The sequence below is a fragment of the Pseudonocardia sp. WMMC193 genome (assembly GCF_021728735.1).
Taxonomy (GTDB): Bacteria; Actinomycetota; Actinomycetes; order Mycobacteriales; family Pseudonocardiaceae; genus Pseudonocardia; species Pseudonocardia oroxyli.
In genome coordinates, this window is the sequence record NZ_JAKKDO010000003.1 from 4026420 (window position 1) to 4042205 (window position 15786).

Here is a 15786-nt window from a genome sequence, read left to right on the forward strand (position 1 = left end):
ACCTCCTCGTCCGCGTCGCCGAGGCGGGACCCGAGCGGTTCGCCGCGCTGCTGTTCCGCGCGCGCACCGCCGAGCTGGCCGTGAACTCGGCGGTCCTCGTCGCCTGCGTGTCCGTCGGGTGCCTCGTGCTGGGGGTCGCCACCGCGTGGCTGCTCGCGCGCACCCGGCTGCCGCTGCCGGGGCTGTGGTGGGTACTCGCGTCCCTGCCGCTGGCCGTGCCGTCCTACCTGGTGGCGTTCGCCGTGGTCACGACCTGGCCGGGGACCTCCGGGCTGCTCCCGCTGACCGTGGTGCTCGTCCTCGCCTGCGCGCCGTACGTCACGCTGCCGACCGCCGCCGCGCTGCGCCTGGCCGACACCGGGCTCGAGGACGTGGCCCGCACCCTCGGCCGGGGCCCGGTCCGCACGTTCCTCACCGTGACCCTGCCGCAGGCCCTGCCCGCCGCGCTCGCGGGGACCCTCCTCGCCGCGCTGTACACGCTGTCGGACTTCGGGGCGGTCGCGCTGCTGCGCTACCAGGCCTTCACCTGGGCGGTCCGCGCCGCCTTCGAAGGCACCTACGACCGGATCGGCGCGGCCGTGCTCGCCCTGGTCCTCGCCGTCTTGACCCTGTCCCTCGTCGCCGCCGAACGGGCCGCCCGACGCCGCTGGGTCCGGGGCCGCGCCACGCTCGCGACCCGCACCGTCCCCCCGGTGTCCCTGGGCTGGGCCACGCCGGTCGCCGTCGTGGGGTTGGCCGTCGTCGCGACCGCCTCGCTCGCCTTCCCGGTCACGGTGCTCCTCGGGCGGATCATGCAGGTCGGCGGGGTGGACGTCGACTGGGCCCGGCTCGGCCGGGCCGCCGCGGCGACCCTGGGGTTGAGCGCGGGCGCCGCGGTGCTGGCCGTCGTGCTCGCCCTGCCCGTCGGGACGCTGGCCGCCCGGTACCGCGGCCGGCTGGTCGGGGCGATCGAGTCGGTCGCGTACCTCGGGCACGGGCTGCCGGGGATCGTCGTCGGGCTGTCGCTCGTCTCCTTCTCCCTCGCCGCCGTCCCCGGGCTGTACCAGACCGCCCCGGTCCTGGTCTTCGCCTACGCGGTGCTGTTCCTGCCCAAGGCGGTCGGGGCCACCCGGGCCGCGGTCGAGCGGGTCCCGGTGGGGGTCGAGGAGGTCTCCCGGACCCTCGGCCGGTCCGCGCCCCGCACCTGGCTGACCGTGACCGCCCGGCAGGCCTGGCCGGGCATCGCGGCGGGCGGGCTGCTCGTGATGGTCACCGCGATGAAGGAGCTCCCGGCCACCGTGATGCTGCGTCCGATCGGCGTCGACACCCTGTCCACGGAGCTGTGGCAGCGCACCGCCGCCGGGTCCTACGGCGCCGCCGCGCCCGCCGCCCTCCTGCTCGTGGTGCTCGCCTGCGTCCCGGCCTTCCTCCTGGCCAGGCCGCGGTGAGCCTCGCCGTCACGGGACTGCACGCCGGGTACGGGCGCGCGGAGGTGCTGCACGGGATCGACCTGGACGTCGGCCCCGGGGAGCTCGTCTCCGTGCTCGGTGCGAGCGGCAGCGGCAAGACGACCCTGCTGCGGGTGGTCGCGGGGCTGCACCCGGCGACGTCCGGCACGGTGTCGCTGGACGGACGGGACGTGACCCGGCTGCGGCCCGAGAAGCGGCGGATCGGGCTGGTCCCGCAGGAGGGCGCACTGTTCGGGCACCTGGACGTCGCCCGCAACGTGGAGTATGGGGCGCGCGGCCGGGCCGCGGAGCTGCTGGAGCTGGTCGGGCTCGGCGGGTTCGAGAAGCGGATGCCCCACGAGCTCTCCGGCGGGCAGCGGCAGCGGGTCGCGCTGGCCCGCGCGCTCGCCCCCGGACCGGCCGTCGTGCTGCTCGACGAGCCCTTCGCGGGCCTGGACGCCGCGCTGCGGTCCGAGGTGCGGGCGGACGTCGCCCGGGTCCTGCGGGAGTGCGACGCCACCGCGGTGCTGATCACCCACGACCAGGACGAGGCGCTGTCGGTCAGCGACCGGGTCGCGGTGCTGCACGCCGGTGTGCTGGTCCAGACCGCGACGCCGCGCGCGCTCTACCGCTCCCCCGCCACGGCGTGGGTGGCGGGCTTCGTCGGCGAGGCCGCGCTGCTCCCCGGGGTGTCCGACGGCCGGTGCGTCCGCACGGTCCTCGGTGACCTGCCGGTGCGGTCCGGGGCGGTGGGCGAGGTGCTCGCGGTGCTGCGCCCGGAGGACCTGCGGCTGGGCGAGGGCGTCCCGGCGACGGTCCGCTCCGTGGACTACCTCGGGCACTCGGCGCTCGCCCGGGTCGAGCTGGCGGACGGCACCCGGCTCACCGCCCGCCTCCCCGACGCCCCCGCCCCCGGCACCGCGGTGCAGCTCCGCGTCGCCGAGGCGGTGCACACGGTGCCGCCTCCCCCGGCGAACGGCGGGATCAGCCCAGGAACGCGAGGACGTCGGAGCGGGTGACGACGCCCGCGGGCTTGCCGTCGACCAGGACCATCGCCGCGTCCGCCTTCGCGAAGGCCTGCATCGCCGTGTCCAGGGGCTCGTTCGCGCCGATCGTCGGGAGCGGCGGGGACATGTGGCCGTCGAGGCGGTCGCTCAGCTTCGCCCGGTTGGTGAACAGCAGGTCGAGGATGTCGCGCTCCACGACCGAGCCCACGACCTCGGCGGCCATGACCGGCGGCTCCGCCTTCACGACCGGCATCTGCGAGACGTGGAACTCCCGCAGGTAGTGCACCGCGTCCGCGACCGTCTCGTTCGGATGGGCGTGCACCAGGTCCGGCAGCGTGCCGTCCTTGCGGCGCAGCACGTCTCCGACCGTGGCCCCCTCGGTGGGCGGCAGGAAGCCGTAGCTCGCCATCCAGCTGTCGTTGAAGACCTTGCCGAGGTAGCCGCGCCCGCCGTCCGGCAGCAGCACGACGATCACCGAGTCCGCGGGCGCGGTCTCCGCCACCCGCTTGGCCGCGACCACGGCCATCCCGCACGAGCCGCCGACCAGCAGCGCCTCCTCGCGGGCGAGCCTGCGGGTCTCGTGGAAGGAGTCGGCGTCCGACACCGCGATGATGTCGTCGCACACGGTCTTGTCGTAGGCGTCCGGCCAGAAGTCCTCGCCCACGCCCTCGACCAGGTACGGGCGCCCGGTGCCGCCGGAGTACACCGAGCCCTCCGGGTCCGCGCCGATGATCTTCACGCGGCCCCCGGAGACGTCCTTGAGGTAGTTGCCCGTGCCCGAGATGGTGCCGCCGGTGCCGATCCCGGCCACGAAGTGCGTGACCCTGCCCTCGGTGGCCTCCCAGATCTCCGGGCCCGTGGTCGCGTAGTGCGACGCGGGACCCTCCGGGTTGGCGTACTGGTTGGGCTTCCAGGCACCCTCGATCTCGCGCACCAGCCGGTCGGAGGTCTGGTAGTAGGAGTCCGGGTGGTCGGGGTCCACTGCCGTCGGGCAGACGACGACCTCGGCGCCGAACGCCTTGAGCACGTTCCGCTTGTCCTCGCCCACCTTGTCCGGGCACACGAACACGCAGCGGTAGCCGCGCCGCTGCGCGATCATGGCCAGCCCGATCCCGGTGTTGCCCGAGGTGGGCTCCACGATCGTGCCGCCCGGTCGCAGCTCGCCCGAGGCCTCCGCCGCGTCGATCATCCGCAGGGCGATGCGGTCCTTCACGCTGCCGCCCGGGTTCAGGTACTCCACCTTGGCCAGGACCAGCGGGCCGGGCGTCGACGATCCCAGCTTGACCAGCGGGGTGCCACCGACGAGGTCCGAGATGTGCTCGGCATAGCGCATGACCGCATCGTTCCACGTCGCCGCCCGCGCCGGGCCACCCCTATCCCGGCCCCACCAGCACGCCGACCAGCAGGACGAGCGTCACGACCAGGGCCGCCGCCAGCACCCCGACCGCGATCCGCAGCGCCCGGAGCTGCCCCGTCTCCCGGCGGTCGCCCTGCGCCCGGCTGGCGTCGACCAGTTCGCGCTCCATCGGGTAGAGCTCGGCGGCGCGCCCGGGGTCGGCGACGAACGCCGTCGCCTCCGCCAGCCTGCGCCCGCGCAGCAGCGCTCCCGGGTCCCGCCCGGTGTGGAACCAGACCCACGTCGCCTCACTGATCATCGACCGCGCGGGGTGGCGGGCGCGGTCGTCGGCGATCCAGCCCGCCAGCCTGCCCCAGCTCCGGAGGACGACGTCGTGGGCGATCTCGAGGGCCTCGGCGTCCGTCGTGAGGACCCGCCCCGCGACCAGCACCGCAGCCACGGACGCGAGGGCGTCCCCCGGCTGCCCGTCGGTCAGCCCGAGTCGCAGCATCCGGCGCCGGGCGGGGTCCGCGGCGCCCTGGCTGCCCGGCGCCCGCACCGTCCGCAGCAGCAGCGGACGCACGAGGGCGACGTCCTCGCCGACCGCGGCGTAGGCCCGCTCCGCCATCCGCTCGGCGGCGCCGCGCAGGCCGCCGGAGGCACGCAGGTGCGCGACGGTGACCGTCGGGCTGCCGTCGGCGACGGTCCGGTCCCAGGTCGCGGCCAGCGCCTCCGCCAGCAGCGGCAGGGCGCCGGCGGGCGAGCTCACCGCCTCGGGCGCGATCTCCAGCTCGGCGAGCAGCAGGTCCGCGAGCCCGTCGGCGGGCGGGAAGCCCGCCGCCGCGGCGGGCTCGGTCATGATCGCCCGCAGGTTCTCCGCGGACGGCCCGCGCAGCCGCACGACCCCGGGTGCGGAGACGTCGGCACCCAGGTCGGCGAGGGCGTCCTCGCGGATGCCCAGCAGCACCCGCGGCCCGCCCCGGGGCCCGCCGTCGAGCAGGCCGCGCAGGGTGGCGCGCAGCTCGGCGTCGAGGAGGGTGTGCACGTCGTCGACCAGCAGGTGGGCGGCCGGGCCCGCCAGCGCGCGGGCCAGCCTGCCCGCGGGATCGGGCCCCGGGCCCAGCTCGGCGACCGCGTCGAGCTCCGGGAGCACGCCCGCGCGCAGCAGCGAGGTGACCCCGACCCCGGACGGCCCCGTCACCACGACCGTCCCACCCGGCGGTGTCGCCTGCAGCAGGCGGAGCACCTCGGCGGTCTCGGCGTCGCGGCCCCGCAGGTCCCGCTCGACCGGGGCCGACCCCGGGTACGGGCGCAGGTCCGGCGAGGGTCGGGTGGCGGCGGTGCCCGCCCGGGTCAGCGCCGCCTGCCAGCGGGCGCGGTCGGGATCGGCGAGGGCCAGGCCCAACGCGGTCAGCACTATCTCGAGCCGCGCGGCCGACGGCAGGGTCCGGCCCTGGACGTAGTCCCGGATGGTCGTGAACGGCAGCTGCGGCACCCCGGTCTCGACGCCGGCGTCGGTCGACGCGACCGTGCGCCGGGCGAGGGCCCGGAAGCTGAGTCCGGTGGCCGATTTCAGCCGGCCGAGCTCGGCGGCGAAACCCGCCCGGTCGAGGGCCCGGTCGGGATCGGCGGGGGCCTCGCCGTCCTGCATGCCGACCTCCCCGTCCCGATCCTCGCGAGCGGAGGATAGGACGATCGACCGCGGGCGTGCGTCGTGTGGCACTGGTGCCGGACGTGGGCCTCGACGGGTGTACGACGTTGTACGAGTGCGCCGCAGACTCCGTTCTCCGAGCACGAGTCACCACCGTTCGGGCTAGGTTTGGCCCCCACACTGCGGGGGGCGTGGAGGGCACGCCAGGCCACCCGCCGCTCCCCGGCTCACCCCGACCGCTTCCGCGCCGGTCCGGAACGGGCCGTTCCGAGCACCCGCGGCGCCCACCACCGCCGGGCGCCGCGGGCCCCACTCCCCACGTGCCCGCGACCGTCGAGGAGGAGCGAGCACGCGTGCGAGGCGGCAGTCCCCGCGACCCCGGGGAGGCGACCCCCGAGCTGTCTCCGGCCGAGACCGCCCGCGCCGAGCTCGACGCGGAGCTCACCGCCCTCGCCCGACGCGCGGCGGACGGCGACCGGCCCGCCCTCGACCGCCTGCTGCGAGCCGCGACGCCGCTGCTGGTCCGCTACTGCCGGGGCAGGCTGGGACACCGCGCGCCGGGGCTGTCGACGCCCGAGGACGTGGCCCAGGACGTCCTGCTGGCGGTGTGCACCGCCCTGCCCCGCTACCGCGACCTGGAGACGCCGTTCATGGCGTTCGCCTACGGGATCGCGCGCAACAAGGTCGCGGACGCCTACCGGGCCGCGTCCCGGGACCGGTCGGACCCGTCCGACGAGCTGCCCGAGGGCACCGACACGGCGACCGGCCCGGAGGCGTCGGCCGTCGGGTCCGCGGAGCTGCGCGAGCTGCTGGCGCTGGTGGACCGGTTGCCGCCGCAGCAGCGGGACATCGTGGTGCTGCGCGTGCTGGGCCAGCTGTCCGCCGAGGAGACGGCGGTCGCGCTCGGCTCGACGCCCGGCGCGATCCGGGTGGCGCAACACCGCGCGCTGGGCAAGCTGCGCGGCTGGCTGAACTCTGGGAGCGAGTGACCGGGCGAGGTGGGGTGGCGCGATCGGCCCGCGGAGGGACGGGCCGATCGCCTCACTCCCGTTCGACGCGCACGACCCCGCCGGTCGGCGTCCACGACTCGACGACGAGGAGCGTGGCCGTGTCGTTCAGCCGGGTCACCACCAGCTCGGTGACGTCCGCGCGGTAGGCGTCCGCCTCGTCCGACGGGGTGGAGGTGAGGACGGCCCGGCCCGCGACCTTCGCGTCCCCCTCCCACTCCGCCTCGTTCTCCGGCGGGTCGTAGGTCGCGCTGTGCAGGGCGAACCGCGGGTCGCGGCGCAGGTCGGCGCCCTTGCGCGCGGCCGGCATCGAGCCGAAGGTCAGCTCGCCGTCCGCGAAGGCGCACTCGATGCCCGAGATCCGCGGTGCCCCGTCGGCGCGCAGGGTCGCGATCGTCTTGTGTCGGTGCGCCTCGAACAGCGCGCGGGCCCGCGCGGCCAGCTCGGGGGCCTGCTCCTCGACCTCGCTCCAGGACGGCATGGGCCCATCCTGCACCCGAACCCTGACAGGACCGGGCAAGGTCTCCACGACAGAACGGCGCCGCGGACCGGGGTCCGCGGCGCCGTCCCGACCGGGTGGAGGGGGTGACCCGGCCGTGTCCGTGGGCTACTCCGAGCGCAGGTAGCTGAGCAGGCGGAGGATCTCGATGTAGAGCCAGACCAGGGTGGTCATCAGGCCGAAGGCGATGTACCAGGCGAACTTCGCCGGCGCGCCCTCCTTGACGGCCCGGTCGGCCATGTCGAAGTCCAGCATCAGGCTGAACGCGGCGACGCCGATGCAGACGATGCTGAACAGGTACGCGAGCGGCGACCCGTCCCGCAGGCCGAGCCCGCCGGTGGTGAAGAACGAGGCCAGCAGGTTGACCACCATCAGGATGACGACGCCGATCGAGGCGCCCATCAGCCACTTGGTGAACTTCGGGGTGACCTTGACGGCGCCCGTCTTGTAGACGATGAGCATGCCGACGAACACCCCGGCCGTGCCGACGATCGCCTGGAAGCCGATCCCCTGGAAGTTCGTCCCGGAGAACTCGAGCGCGCCCGTGAGCGCACCGAGCGCGACCCCCATCGACGCCGAGTAGAGCAGGACGAGCGCGGGGTTGCTGGACTGCTTGAAGATCACGATCAGCGACACGATGAAGCCGACGATGATCGCGGGGAGGGCCAGGACGAACAGGCCCGACCAGGCCGTCAGGATCCCGGCGACCAGCGCGGTGCCCGCCGTGATGGCGGTCTTGATCACGACGTCGTCGTGGGTCAACGCGCGCTCGCCCTGCGCCCGGGTGCCGAACTCGGCCCCCGTGGCCTGCTGGTCGGCGTAGGCGGCGGCCCCGCCCATCATCCCGGCCTGAGAGCCGAAGCCTGCGTATCCGCCCCGCCCCTGCTGGGGCAGCCTGCGGAACGCCGGGTTGCTGCTGGTGCGCACCGGTTCCTCCTTGTCGCGTTACCCAGTCAACGTGGGTGGGAGCAGGCTGGTTCCCACTCCGGGTAAAACAGACTTTACCGACGCCCGGGCACGGTGGCGATCAGGCCGCACGCGGTGGTTCCTCGACCGGCACCCCGGCCGCTTCGAGGGCGGCCTCCGCCTGCAGCCGCGCGAAGGCACGCTCCCGTTCGGGCAGGTCTCCCAGCCGGACGTGCTCGAGACCGGTGGCGCGGCACAGGTCGGCGAGCACGTCGTCGTAGGCGGCCTGGACCGCCACCCGCCGGACCCGGCTGGTCGGTGCACTGCAGCGCACCTCCCGGCGGAGCCGATGCAGGTCGGCGACGAGGCGTTCGTACGGCCGGTGCTGCGGCACCGGCGGGCGGCGGCGGGCCGCGAGCCGTTCGGGCAGGTCCAGGAGCAGCGGTCCGCACCGCACCACGGCCCACAGGAAGAGGGTGGGTGCGACGGCGATGGCGACGTACTCCAGCACGCCCGACACCCCGTCGACGGTACCGAGATCCGCAGGTCAGGGGGGATCTTGCGGCGGTTAGGGTCGTCCGGTGAGCCTGCGCCGCGTCGTCCGTCCCGCCGCCTATGTCGTCTGCGTCCGTGCCGGTCGGGTCCTGCTCGCCCGCTGGACGGGCCCGCGCGGTCCGGAGTGGACGCTGCCCGGCGGCGGCCTGGACCACGGCGAGGACCCGCGGGACGCCGCCGTCCGCGAGGTCGAGGAGGAGACCGGCTACACCGTCGCGCTCGACCGGCTCCTGACCGTCGACAGCGTGCACTTCCCGGACGCGAGCTGGGGCCGCGACGAGCGCATCGACCTGCAGGGCATCCGGATCGTCTACGCCGGGCACGTCACGGGCGGCACCCTGCGGCACGAGATCGGCGGGAGCACGGACCGCGCGGAGTGGTTCGACCGCGCCGAGGTCTCCACCCTGCCCCGGGTGTCGCTGGTCGACATCGGCCTCGCAGCCGCGGACGCCGCGGATCCGGGAGCGCACGCGGCCCGCGCGCGCTAGGCCGGGAGATGCCCTAGGTTGCGCCCCATGTGGGCGTTCTTCAGCAAGCGGCTGCGTCTGTGGCTGATCCTGGCAATCGGTGTGCCGCTCGGCGGCTGGGCCCTGGGCAAGACGGCGGACCTCATCGAACGCAGGCGGGGCCCGAACCAGCTGACCCGCTCGATGCGCCAGGCCCGCGGCTGGCTGCAGCGCCGCTCCCGCGGCCCGCTGGCCTCGCGGCTCACCGAGAAGGACCGCCCGGCGCGGTGACCGGGTGACGTGATCGGGTGCGGCGGCCGAACCGGCCGCCGCACCCCCGCAGCGCGTGCCCGCTCCCCAGCGACACGCGGTGTATCCGGTAGTTCGACGGCTAAGCAAAACTCGTTACGCGGGCCGCACGGATGATCACGCGAGGTCGTCATAAGTGATGAAGATCGGCTTTCCGGCCCTCGCCGTTCCCCCGCCCGGGCTAGGGCACTCCTGACGCTTGGGCGTCCCAAGCGTCGCTCAGTGGCGCTTGGGCGCCCCACGCGTCACGGGCCGCTGATGCTGTTGATGCTTGGGCGTCCCAAGCGTGATGCTTGGGCGTCCCAAGCGTCAGTCCGTGGTGCTTGGGCGTCCCAAGCGTCACTCCATGGCGCTTGGGCGGCCCACGCGTCACGGGCGGAATGTCGGGATTGCCGCCGCGGGTCCGGCGGGCCAGGGTGGGGACATGAACGCCGACGTCATCGTGGTCGGGGCCGGGCTCGCGGGCCTGGTCGCCACCGCCGAGCTGGCCGCCGCCGGGCGCCGGGTGATCCTGGTCGACCAGGAGCCCGAGGCCACCCTCGGGGGCCAGGCATGGTGGTCGTTCGGCGGACTGTTCCTCGTGGACTCCCCCGAGCAGCGCCGGATGGGCGTCAAGGACTCCGCCGACCTGGCGCTGCAGGACTGGCTGGGCAGCGCACAGTTCGACCGCGGCGTCGACGATCCGGCGGGCGAGGACTTCTGGGCCCGCCAATGGGCCACCGCCTACGTGGACTTCGCCGCGGGTGAGAAGCGGGCGTGGCTGCACGGCATGGGCGTCCGGTGGTTCCCGATCGTCGGCTGGGCCGAACGCGGCGGGTACCTGGCGGACGGGCACGGGAACTCGGTCCCCCGTTTCCACGTCACGTGGGGCACCGGCCCGGGGCTCGTCGCCCCGTTCGCGGCGAGGGTGCGAGACGCCGCGCGGGCCGGGCTCGTGGAGCTGCGCTTCCGCCACCGAGTGGACGCGCTGACCAGCACGGACGGGGTCGTCACCGGGGTCTCCGGCACGGTCCTCGAGCCGTCGTCCGCAGCCCGCGGTGAGGCGAGCTCGCGGACCGGGGTCGGCACGTTCGAGCTGTCCGCACAGGCGGTCGTCGTCACCTCCGGCGGGATCGGCGCCGACCACGACCTGGTCCGCGCGAACTGGCCCGCGCGGCTGGGCACCCCACCCGTGGAGATGGTCACCGGGGTCCCGGCGCACGTCGACGGGCGCATGCTCGGCATCGCGGAGTCGGCGGGCGCGCGGCTGGTCAACCGGGACCGCATGTGGCACTACGTCGAGGGCATCCAGAACCACTCGCCCGTCTGGGCGGGGCACGGGATCCGGATCCTGCCGGGGCCGTCGTCGATCTGGCTCGACGCGACCGGGCGGCGCCTGCCCGCGCCCTACCTGCCGGGTTTCGACACGCTCGGCACACTGGCCCACCTGCGCACCACCGGTCACGACCACTCCTGGTTCATCCTGACCCAGAAGATCATCGAGAAGGAGTTCGCGCTCTCCGGCTCGGAGCAGAACCCCGACCTCACCGGCAAGGACCTCCGGCTCACCCTCGGCCGGATCCGGCCCGGCGCCCCCGGTCCCGTGCAGGCGTTCATGGACCGCGGCGCGGACTTCGTGGTCGCCCCCACCCTGTCCGAGCTCGTCGCCGGGATGAACAAGCTGACCTCCTCGCCGCTGCTCGACGCGGCGGACGTCGAGCGCCAGATCGTCGCCCGGGACCGGGAGCTGGCCAACCCGTTCACCAAGGACGCCCAGGTCATGGCGATCCACAACGCCCGCCGCTACCGCGGCGACCGGCTCGCCCGCACCGCCGCCCCGCACCGGATCCTCGATCCCGCGGCCGGGCCGCTGATCGGGGTGAAGCTGCACGTCCTCACCCGCAAGACCCTCGGCGGGCTGCAGACCGACCTGTCGGGGCAGGTGCGCGGGGCGTCCGGCGAGCCGGTCCCGGGGCTGTTCGCCGCGGGCGAGGTCGCGGGCTTCGGCGGCGGCGGGGTGCACGGCTACCGCTCGTTGGAGGGCACCTTCCTCGGCGGCTGCCTGTTCAGCGGTCGGCAGGCGGGCCGGGCCGCCGCCCGGGCGACCGCCTGAGGCTCGCCTTCCTGATTACAGTCTTACAGATGGCAGATCCGACGCTCCACGAGTGGGCGGGCGGCGACGCCGCGTTCCGCCGCCTGATCGACGCGTTCTACGACCGGGTGGAGGCCGACGACCTGCTCGGCCCCCTGTTCCCCGGTGGCGTCTCCGAGCCCCACCGCGCCCACGTGACCACGTGGTGGATCGAGGTGTTCGGCGGCGCTGCGGGCTACACGGAGCAGCGCGGCGGGTACGAGACCATGCTGGCCCACCATCGCGACCTCGGCCTGACCTCGGACCAGCGGTTCCGCTTCGCCTCCCTGATGAGCCTCGCCGCGGACGACGCGGGTCTGCCGAGCGACCCGGAGTTCCGGGCGGCCTTCGTCGGCTACGTCGAGTGGGGCACCCGGCTCGCGCTGGCGAACTCGCAACCCGGCGCTGAGCTCGTCGAGCACGCGCCCGTGCCGCGATGGGGCTGGGGCGTCGCGCCGCCCTATCAGCCCTGACCAGGCCTCGACGTCCCGCACGCGGTGCCCGGCCGCGAGCGGCGACTGCGCAGGGAGCACGCCGAGGGGTCGTCGCGACGTGCTCGAAGAGGGCCCGGCTACCCCGGCCTGCGGAGGTGGAGCAGCGGGAAGGGCCTGCCTTCGCCGTCGAGCTCCGAGCGTCCCACGGGGACGAACCCGCGCGCCGCGTAGAACACCCGGCCGGACGGGTTCTGCTCGTTCACGTCGACGTGCGTCGCGGACGTCGTGGCCAGCAGCGCGGTCCCGACACCGCGTCCGTGCACGTCCGGATCCACGAACAGGGCCTCGATCCGGTCCTCGTGGGTGGCGATCCAGCCGACCGGCCCCGGGTCGCAGGCCACCAGGATCCCCAGCGGGATCGCCCTGACCTCCGGTTCCAGCGCGTCCACGTCGGCCGGGGTGAGGAAATGGTGGGTCGCCTCGACGGCGCGGCGCCAGATCCGCACGACCGCGTCGCGGTCCTCGGGACGGGCGGGGCGGATCTCCATGTGTGGAGCGTGCCAGGTGTCATCGTCGCGGGTCGCCGAAATTGTCGGTGCTCGAATGTATGTTCGATCCATGAAGTCGACGGGCACCCTGCCTGCGAATCTGGCGCACCTGGCGCCGGGTCCGCGGCTGGGTGCGCTGTTGGCCGAGCTCGATCCGGCCGGGCTGGAGGGGGCGGACCGGTTGACCGTCGTGGAGGCGTGGCAGCGGCAGGAGGCGCACGCGCGGGCGGGGCTGTACCGGTGGATGGCCGCGGTCGGCTCGGCACCGGGTGCCGCGCCGGAGTGGGCGGAGGAGATCCGTGCTGCGCTGTGCTGGACGCGGCGGGCGGCGGACCGCCGCACCGACGAGGCGTGTGCACTGGTCACGGAGTTGCCTGCGGTGTGGGCGGCGCTGGAGGCCGGACTGGTCGACGCGCCTCGGGCGGTCGTGTTCGTCGACCACCTCGCCGGTCTGCCCGCGGCCCAGGTGGAGCGGATCTGCGGGATGGTGGTGCCGTGGGCCGAGCAACGCACCACCTCGGAGATCGCCCGCCGGTTGCGCCGGCTCGTGATGGAGATCGACCCAGAGCATTTCGAGCGCCGCTTCCGCAAGGCCCACGCTGAGCGGTCGGTGTGGGCGTGGGTGGGTCAGGACGGCACGGCGACGATCTCGGCGGGCGGCCTCGCTCCGGAATCGGCGGACGCCGCCGTGGCCCGCATCGATCGCCTCGCCCGCCGGGTGCGCGCCGCCGGTCACCCGGGCACGGTGGGTCGGATCCGCGCGGACGTCTTCGTCGGTCTCCTCGACGGCACCCTCCACGGCCTCGACGAGGACGCGATCGCGCAGGTCCTGCTCACCGCGGCCGCGGAACCGGCGCAGTCGGATCCGGCACGCTCGGAATCGGCACGCTCGGAATCGGCACGCTCGGAATCGGCACGCTCGGAGCCGGCCGGATCGGAGCGGTCAGAGCCGAGCCCCTCCGCACCCGCCGCGTCCGCCGCGTCCGCCGCGTCCGCGCAGGCGCACTCCGAACCAGCGCACTCCGAACCAGCGCGGTCCCACCCTGCCCCGTCCGATCCTCGCCCGTCCGATCCTCCTCCGTCCGATCCTCCCCTGTCCGAACCTGCCCTGTCCGAACCTGCCCTGTCCGAACCTGCCCCGTCCGAACCTGCCCCGTCCGAACCTGCCCCGTCCGAACCTGCCCCGTCCGAACCTGCCCCGTCCGAACCTGCCCCGTCCGAACCGACACAGTCCGAACCAGCCCCCTTCGAACCCACCCCGTCCGCGCCGTCCCGGCCCGCACCACCGCTGTCGACGGAGACCGGATCGGAGCCGGGTGGGCAGGGGCGCGCGGACCCGGGTCCGAGCAGCTCCAGGGCGACTCGATCACTGCACCCGGCCGACCGCGGCGCGAGGCCGCGACAGGGTGTGCACCTGCAGGTCGCGTTGTCCACCCTGCTGGGCCTCGACGACCGACCCGCGGAGCTGCCGGACCTGGGCCCCGTCCCGGCCTCGCGCGTCCGCGAGCTGGTCGCCGCCCAGCGCGGCGCACCGTGGCGCTTCGCGATCACCGGACCGGACGGGCGCGTGGTCCGCACCGGAGCCCTGCGCCGCCGCCCCGACCTGCCGGCGGTGCCGTGCACCGCCCCCGCAGCACCGGGCCTGGTCGACATCCTGGTCTACGCCACCCTTCTCGCCGAGCTCATCGACGACCCATCCCGCACGGCGCGCCCTCACGCCCACGCATGGAGTGAGGTCCTCGCCGAGATCGACACACCCCGCGAACGCCCACTGGACGACGCGCCACGGGCGCGGTTCCCGCACACGGGCCTGCGCCGCCACATCGAGTTGCGGGACCGCTACTGCACCTTCCCCGGCTGCCTCGCCCCCGCGCACACCGCCGACCTCGACCACACGGTGGACCACGCCCGCGGCGGCACCACCACCGCGGGCGGACTCGGGCCGGCCTGCCGCCACGACCACGGCCTCAAGCAACGGGGCTGGCACCTCGACCAGCCCGAACCGGGACGGTTCCAGTGGCACAGCCCCCTGGGCCGCAGCTACCGCACCCGCTCCGAGCCCCTGCTCCCGCCACTACCCACGCCGGTCCGACACGGCCCCGACCCGGAACTGGACGGGGAGCCACGGTCGTCGGAGGCGCCCCTGCTCGTCTGGCGCCCCGACCCGCCTCCCCCGGTCCCCTGCCCACCGCCCCCGGTCGAGCTCGACGAACCCCCGCCGTTCTGACCGGCGGGCCGCCATACTCGGCCCGTGGACGCAAGCCTCGACCTGGTCGTGCTCTACACCGAGCAGGTCGAGGCCTGCCGAGCGTTCTACGCGCACCTGGGTCTCCCGCTCGTCGAGGAGAGGCACGGCGACGGACCGCTCCACCACGCCGCCGTGCTCGCGAACGGCACGGTCGTCGAGATCTACCCCGGCACGGCGGGTAGGACCACGGACCGGCTCCGCCTCGCCTTCACCGTCGCGGCCGCCGCAGATCTCCCCGCGGGTACGCACCGGCTCGAGGACCCGGACGGCCGCGTCGTGATCGTGACCGCTCGCTGAGGGGCTACTCGGTGCGCCGGGGCAGCGCGATGCCGCGGGCGAGGCGGTCGACGTGCGCGAGCAGGGTCGGGATCCGGTGGACGCCGTGCATGGCCGCGACCGCCGCGCACGCCACCTCCTTGTCGACCCCTGCGCTGGTGACGTACAGCGGTCGTACGCTTCCGCCCCGCACCACCTCCGCCGCGCCGCTGTTGCGGAACGCGGTCTTGGCCACACCGACCACCACAGGGCCACCGAGCGCGCGGTGCAGGTGCGCGCCGAGGCCGGGGCGTCCGCCGTCGAGCCACGCGTGGCCGTCCACGACGACCGTGTCGACCCGGCCGCGTGCCCGTGCCGCGGCCGCGAGGTCGAGCAGGATCGGCAGCTCCCGCTTGAAGAACGCGCCCGGCTCGTAGGCGTGCGGGGCCATCGCCGTCTCGTGCACCGCCTCGAACACGGCGGCCCCGTCCGTCCACTCCCCGAATCCGACCACTGCTCCGGTGGCCCCGTCGTCGCGGTGCTGCACGTCCACCGCGATGATCACGTCGCGAGCCTACGGTGTGCCCATTCCTTCAAGCGCCGCTCCACCAGGAGGAATACCGTCGAGGGATGAGCGCAGCACCAGTCGAACGGGCCCCGGTCCTCCTCGCACCGGGCGCCGGACGTCGATACGCGATGGGCAGGCTGGACGCGGTGTTCAAGGCGGACGGGGCGGAGACCGCCGACCGGTACTCCATCTCCGAGTGGTGGATGGACCCGCACACCGCGGGGCCAGGCCCGCACCACCACCCGGAGGACGACGTGTTCTACGTCCTCGAAGGCGTGCTCACGTTCTTCGTCGACGATCACTGGACCGAGGCTCCGAAGGGCTCGTTCGTGCTGGTCCCGGGCGGCGCCACCCACGATTTCGAGAACCGCGGCGATGTCCGGGCCGGCGCCCTGAACATCTCCGTCCCCGGCGCGTTCGAGGAGGCCATGCCCGGCATCGCCGACTGGTTCCGCGCGAACCCGCGCGAGGCGTGAGCGG

General features: G+C 74.7%; 17 protein-coding genes. 10 read left to right on the forward strand and 7 right to left on the reverse strand.

Annotated features, from left to right (window positions below):
* The first annotated feature begins 80 nt into the window (after positions 1 to 80).
* Positions 81 to 1427 carry an iron ABC transporter permease gene (locus L3X23_RS20865; protein ID WP_237193824.1) on the forward strand — a complete coding sequence of 449 codons (1347 nt, stop codon included), beginning with the start codon at positions 81 to 83 and terminating at the stop codon, positions 1425 to 1427.
* The gene (locus L3X23_RS20870) at positions 1424 to 2446 is read left to right on the forward strand and encodes an ABC transporter ATP-binding protein (protein ID WP_237193825.1); all 1023 of its coding nucleotides are present in this window, start codon (positions 1424 to 1426) and stop codon (positions 2444 to 2446) included. The genes L3X23_RS20865 and L3X23_RS20870 overlap by 4 nt, the downstream gene beginning before the upstream one ends.
* On the opposite strand, the gene L3X23_RS20875 is transcribed toward L3X23_RS20870, so the two are convergent.
* Positions 2412 to 3767: a cystathionine beta-synthase gene (locus tag L3X23_RS20875; protein ID WP_237193826.1), complete on the reverse strand. Its 1356-nt coding sequence runs from the start codon at positions 3765 to 3767 to the stop codon at positions 2412 to 2414. The two genes, L3X23_RS20870 and L3X23_RS20875, sit on opposite strands and share 35 nt — an antisense overlap.
* 40 nt (positions 3768 to 3807) lie before the next feature.
* Positions 3808 to 5421, reverse strand: coding sequence for an ATP-binding protein (locus L3X23_RS20880; protein WP_237193827.1), 1614 nt, complete (start codon positions 5419 to 5421; stop codon positions 3808 to 3810).
* Positions 5422 to 5774: 353 nt separating this feature from the next.
* Here L3X23_RS20880 and shbA point away from each other — a divergent pair, with 353 nt between their 5' ends.
* Complete coding sequence (gene shbA, locus L3X23_RS20885; RefSeq protein WP_237193828.1) at positions 5775 to 6410, forward strand: RNA polymerase sigma factor ShbA; 636 nt, start codon at positions 5775 to 5777, stop codon at positions 6408 to 6410.
* A 52-nt stretch (positions 6411 to 6462) separates the two neighbouring features.
* Here the strand turns inward: shbA and L3X23_RS20890 are convergent, their stop codons facing one another.
* From L3X23_RS20890 to L3X23_RS20900, 3 genes are all read right to left on the reverse strand, one after another.
* Complete coding sequence (locus tag L3X23_RS20890) at positions 6463 to 6909, reverse strand: pyridoxamine 5'-phosphate oxidase family protein (protein ID WP_237193842.1); 447 nt, start codon at positions 6907 to 6909, stop codon at positions 6463 to 6465.
* A 126-nt stretch (positions 6910 to 7035) separates the two neighbouring features.
* Positions 7036 to 7854: a Bax inhibitor-1/YccA family protein gene (locus L3X23_RS20895; protein WP_093083646.1), complete on the reverse strand. Its 819-nt coding sequence runs from the start codon at positions 7852 to 7854 to the stop codon at positions 7036 to 7038.
* A gap of 100 nt (positions 7855 to 7954) precedes the next feature.
* Positions 7955 to 8353, reverse strand: coding sequence for a hypothetical protein (locus L3X23_RS20900; protein ID WP_237193843.1), 399 nt, complete (start codon positions 8351 to 8353; stop codon positions 7955 to 7957).
* Between the two features lie 61 nt (positions 8354 to 8414).
* On the opposite strand from L3X23_RS20900, the gene L3X23_RS20905 reads away from it, so the two are divergent.
* From L3X23_RS20905 to L3X23_RS20920, 4 genes are all read left to right on the forward strand, one after another.
* Positions 8415 to 8876 (forward strand): NUDIX hydrolase, encoded by a 462-nt coding sequence (locus tag L3X23_RS20905; protein WP_237193844.1) that lies wholly within the window; start codon positions 8415 to 8417, stop codon positions 8874 to 8876.
* Between the two features lie 27 nt (positions 8877 to 8903).
* The gene (locus L3X23_RS20910) at positions 8904 to 9125 is read left to right on the forward strand and encodes a hypothetical protein (RefSeq protein WP_093083638.1); all 222 of its coding nucleotides are present in this window, start codon (positions 8904 to 8906) and stop codon (positions 9123 to 9125) included.
* A gap of 442 nt (positions 9126 to 9567) precedes the next feature.
* Positions 9568 to 11235, forward strand: coding sequence for an FAD-binding dehydrogenase (locus tag L3X23_RS20915; protein WP_237193845.1), 1668 nt, complete (start codon positions 9568 to 9570; stop codon positions 11233 to 11235).
* 29 nt (positions 11236 to 11264) lie between these two features.
* Complete coding sequence (locus L3X23_RS20920) at positions 11265 to 11726, forward strand: group II truncated hemoglobin (protein ID WP_237193846.1); 462 nt, start codon at positions 11265 to 11267, stop codon at positions 11724 to 11726.
* Between the two features lie 98 nt (positions 11727 to 11824).
* Here L3X23_RS20920 and L3X23_RS20925 read toward each other — a convergent pair whose 3' ends face one another.
* Positions 11825 to 12235 carry a GNAT family N-acetyltransferase gene (locus tag L3X23_RS20925; RefSeq protein WP_237193848.1) on the reverse strand — a complete coding sequence of 137 codons (411 nt, stop codon included), beginning with the start codon at positions 12233 to 12235 and terminating at the stop codon, positions 11825 to 11827.
* 70 nt (positions 12236 to 12305) lie between these two features.
* On the opposite strand from L3X23_RS20925, the gene L3X23_RS20930 reads away from it, so the two are divergent.
* Complete coding sequence (locus L3X23_RS20930; RefSeq protein WP_237193850.1) at positions 12306 to 14462, forward strand: HNH endonuclease; 2157 nt, start codon at positions 12306 to 12308, stop codon at positions 14460 to 14462.
* A gap of 24 nt (positions 14463 to 14486) precedes the next feature.
* Positions 14487 to 14780, forward strand: a complete 294-nt coding sequence (locus L3X23_RS20935; RefSeq protein ID WP_237193852.1) for a VOC family protein — start codon at positions 14487 to 14489, stop codon at positions 14778 to 14780.
* A gap of 4 nt (positions 14781 to 14784) precedes the next feature.
* On the opposite strand, the gene L3X23_RS20940 is transcribed toward L3X23_RS20935, so the two are convergent.
* On the reverse strand, positions 14785 to 15303 hold the full coding sequence (locus L3X23_RS20940) for an endonuclease V (RefSeq protein WP_237193853.1): 519 nt from the start codon (positions 15301 to 15303) through the stop codon (positions 14785 to 14787).
* 65 nt (positions 15304 to 15368) lie between these two features.
* On the opposite strand from L3X23_RS20940, the gene L3X23_RS20945 reads away from it, so the two are divergent.
* Positions 15369 to 15782 carry a cupin domain-containing protein gene (locus L3X23_RS20945; protein WP_218129842.1) on the forward strand — a complete coding sequence of 138 codons (414 nt, stop codon included), beginning with the start codon at positions 15369 to 15371 and terminating at the stop codon, positions 15780 to 15782.
* Positions 15783 to 15786: the final 4 nt, after the last annotated feature.

Coding starts and splice junctions, on each gene's coding strand:
- L3X23_RS20875 (WP_237193826.1), bottom strand. CDS start 3,767: ATGCGCTATGCCGAGCACATCTCGGACCTCGTCGGTGGCACCCCGCTG.
- L3X23_RS20880 (WP_237193827.1), bottom strand. CDS start 5,421: ATGCAGGACGGCGAGGCCCCCGCCGATCCCGACCGGGCCCTCGACCGG.
- L3X23_RS20890 (WP_237193842.1), bottom strand. CDS start 6,909: ATGCCGTCCTGGAGCGAGGTCGAGGAGCAGGCCCCCGAGCTGGCCGCG.
- L3X23_RS20910 (WP_093083638.1), top strand. CDS start 8,904: ATGTGGGCGTTCTTCAGCAAGCGGCTGCGTCTGTGGCTGATCCTGGCA.
- L3X23_RS20915 (WP_237193845.1), top strand. CDS start 9,568: ATGAACGCCGACGTCATCGTGGTCGGGGCCGGGCTCGCGGGCCTGGTC.
- L3X23_RS20920 (WP_237193846.1), top strand. CDS start 11,265: ATGGCAGATCCGACGCTCCACGAGTGGGCGGGCGGCGACGCCGCGTTC.
- L3X23_RS20925 (WP_237193848.1), bottom strand. CDS start 12,235: ATGGAGATCCGCCCCGCCCGTCCCGAGGACCGCGACGCGGTCGTGCGG.
- L3X23_RS20930 (WP_237193850.1), top strand. CDS start 12,306: ATGAAGTCGACGGGCACCCTGCCTGCGAATCTGGCGCACCTGGCGCCG.
- L3X23_RS20945 (WP_218129842.1), top strand. CDS start 15,369: ATGAGCGCAGCACCAGTCGAACGGGCCCCGGTCCTCCTCGCACCGGGC.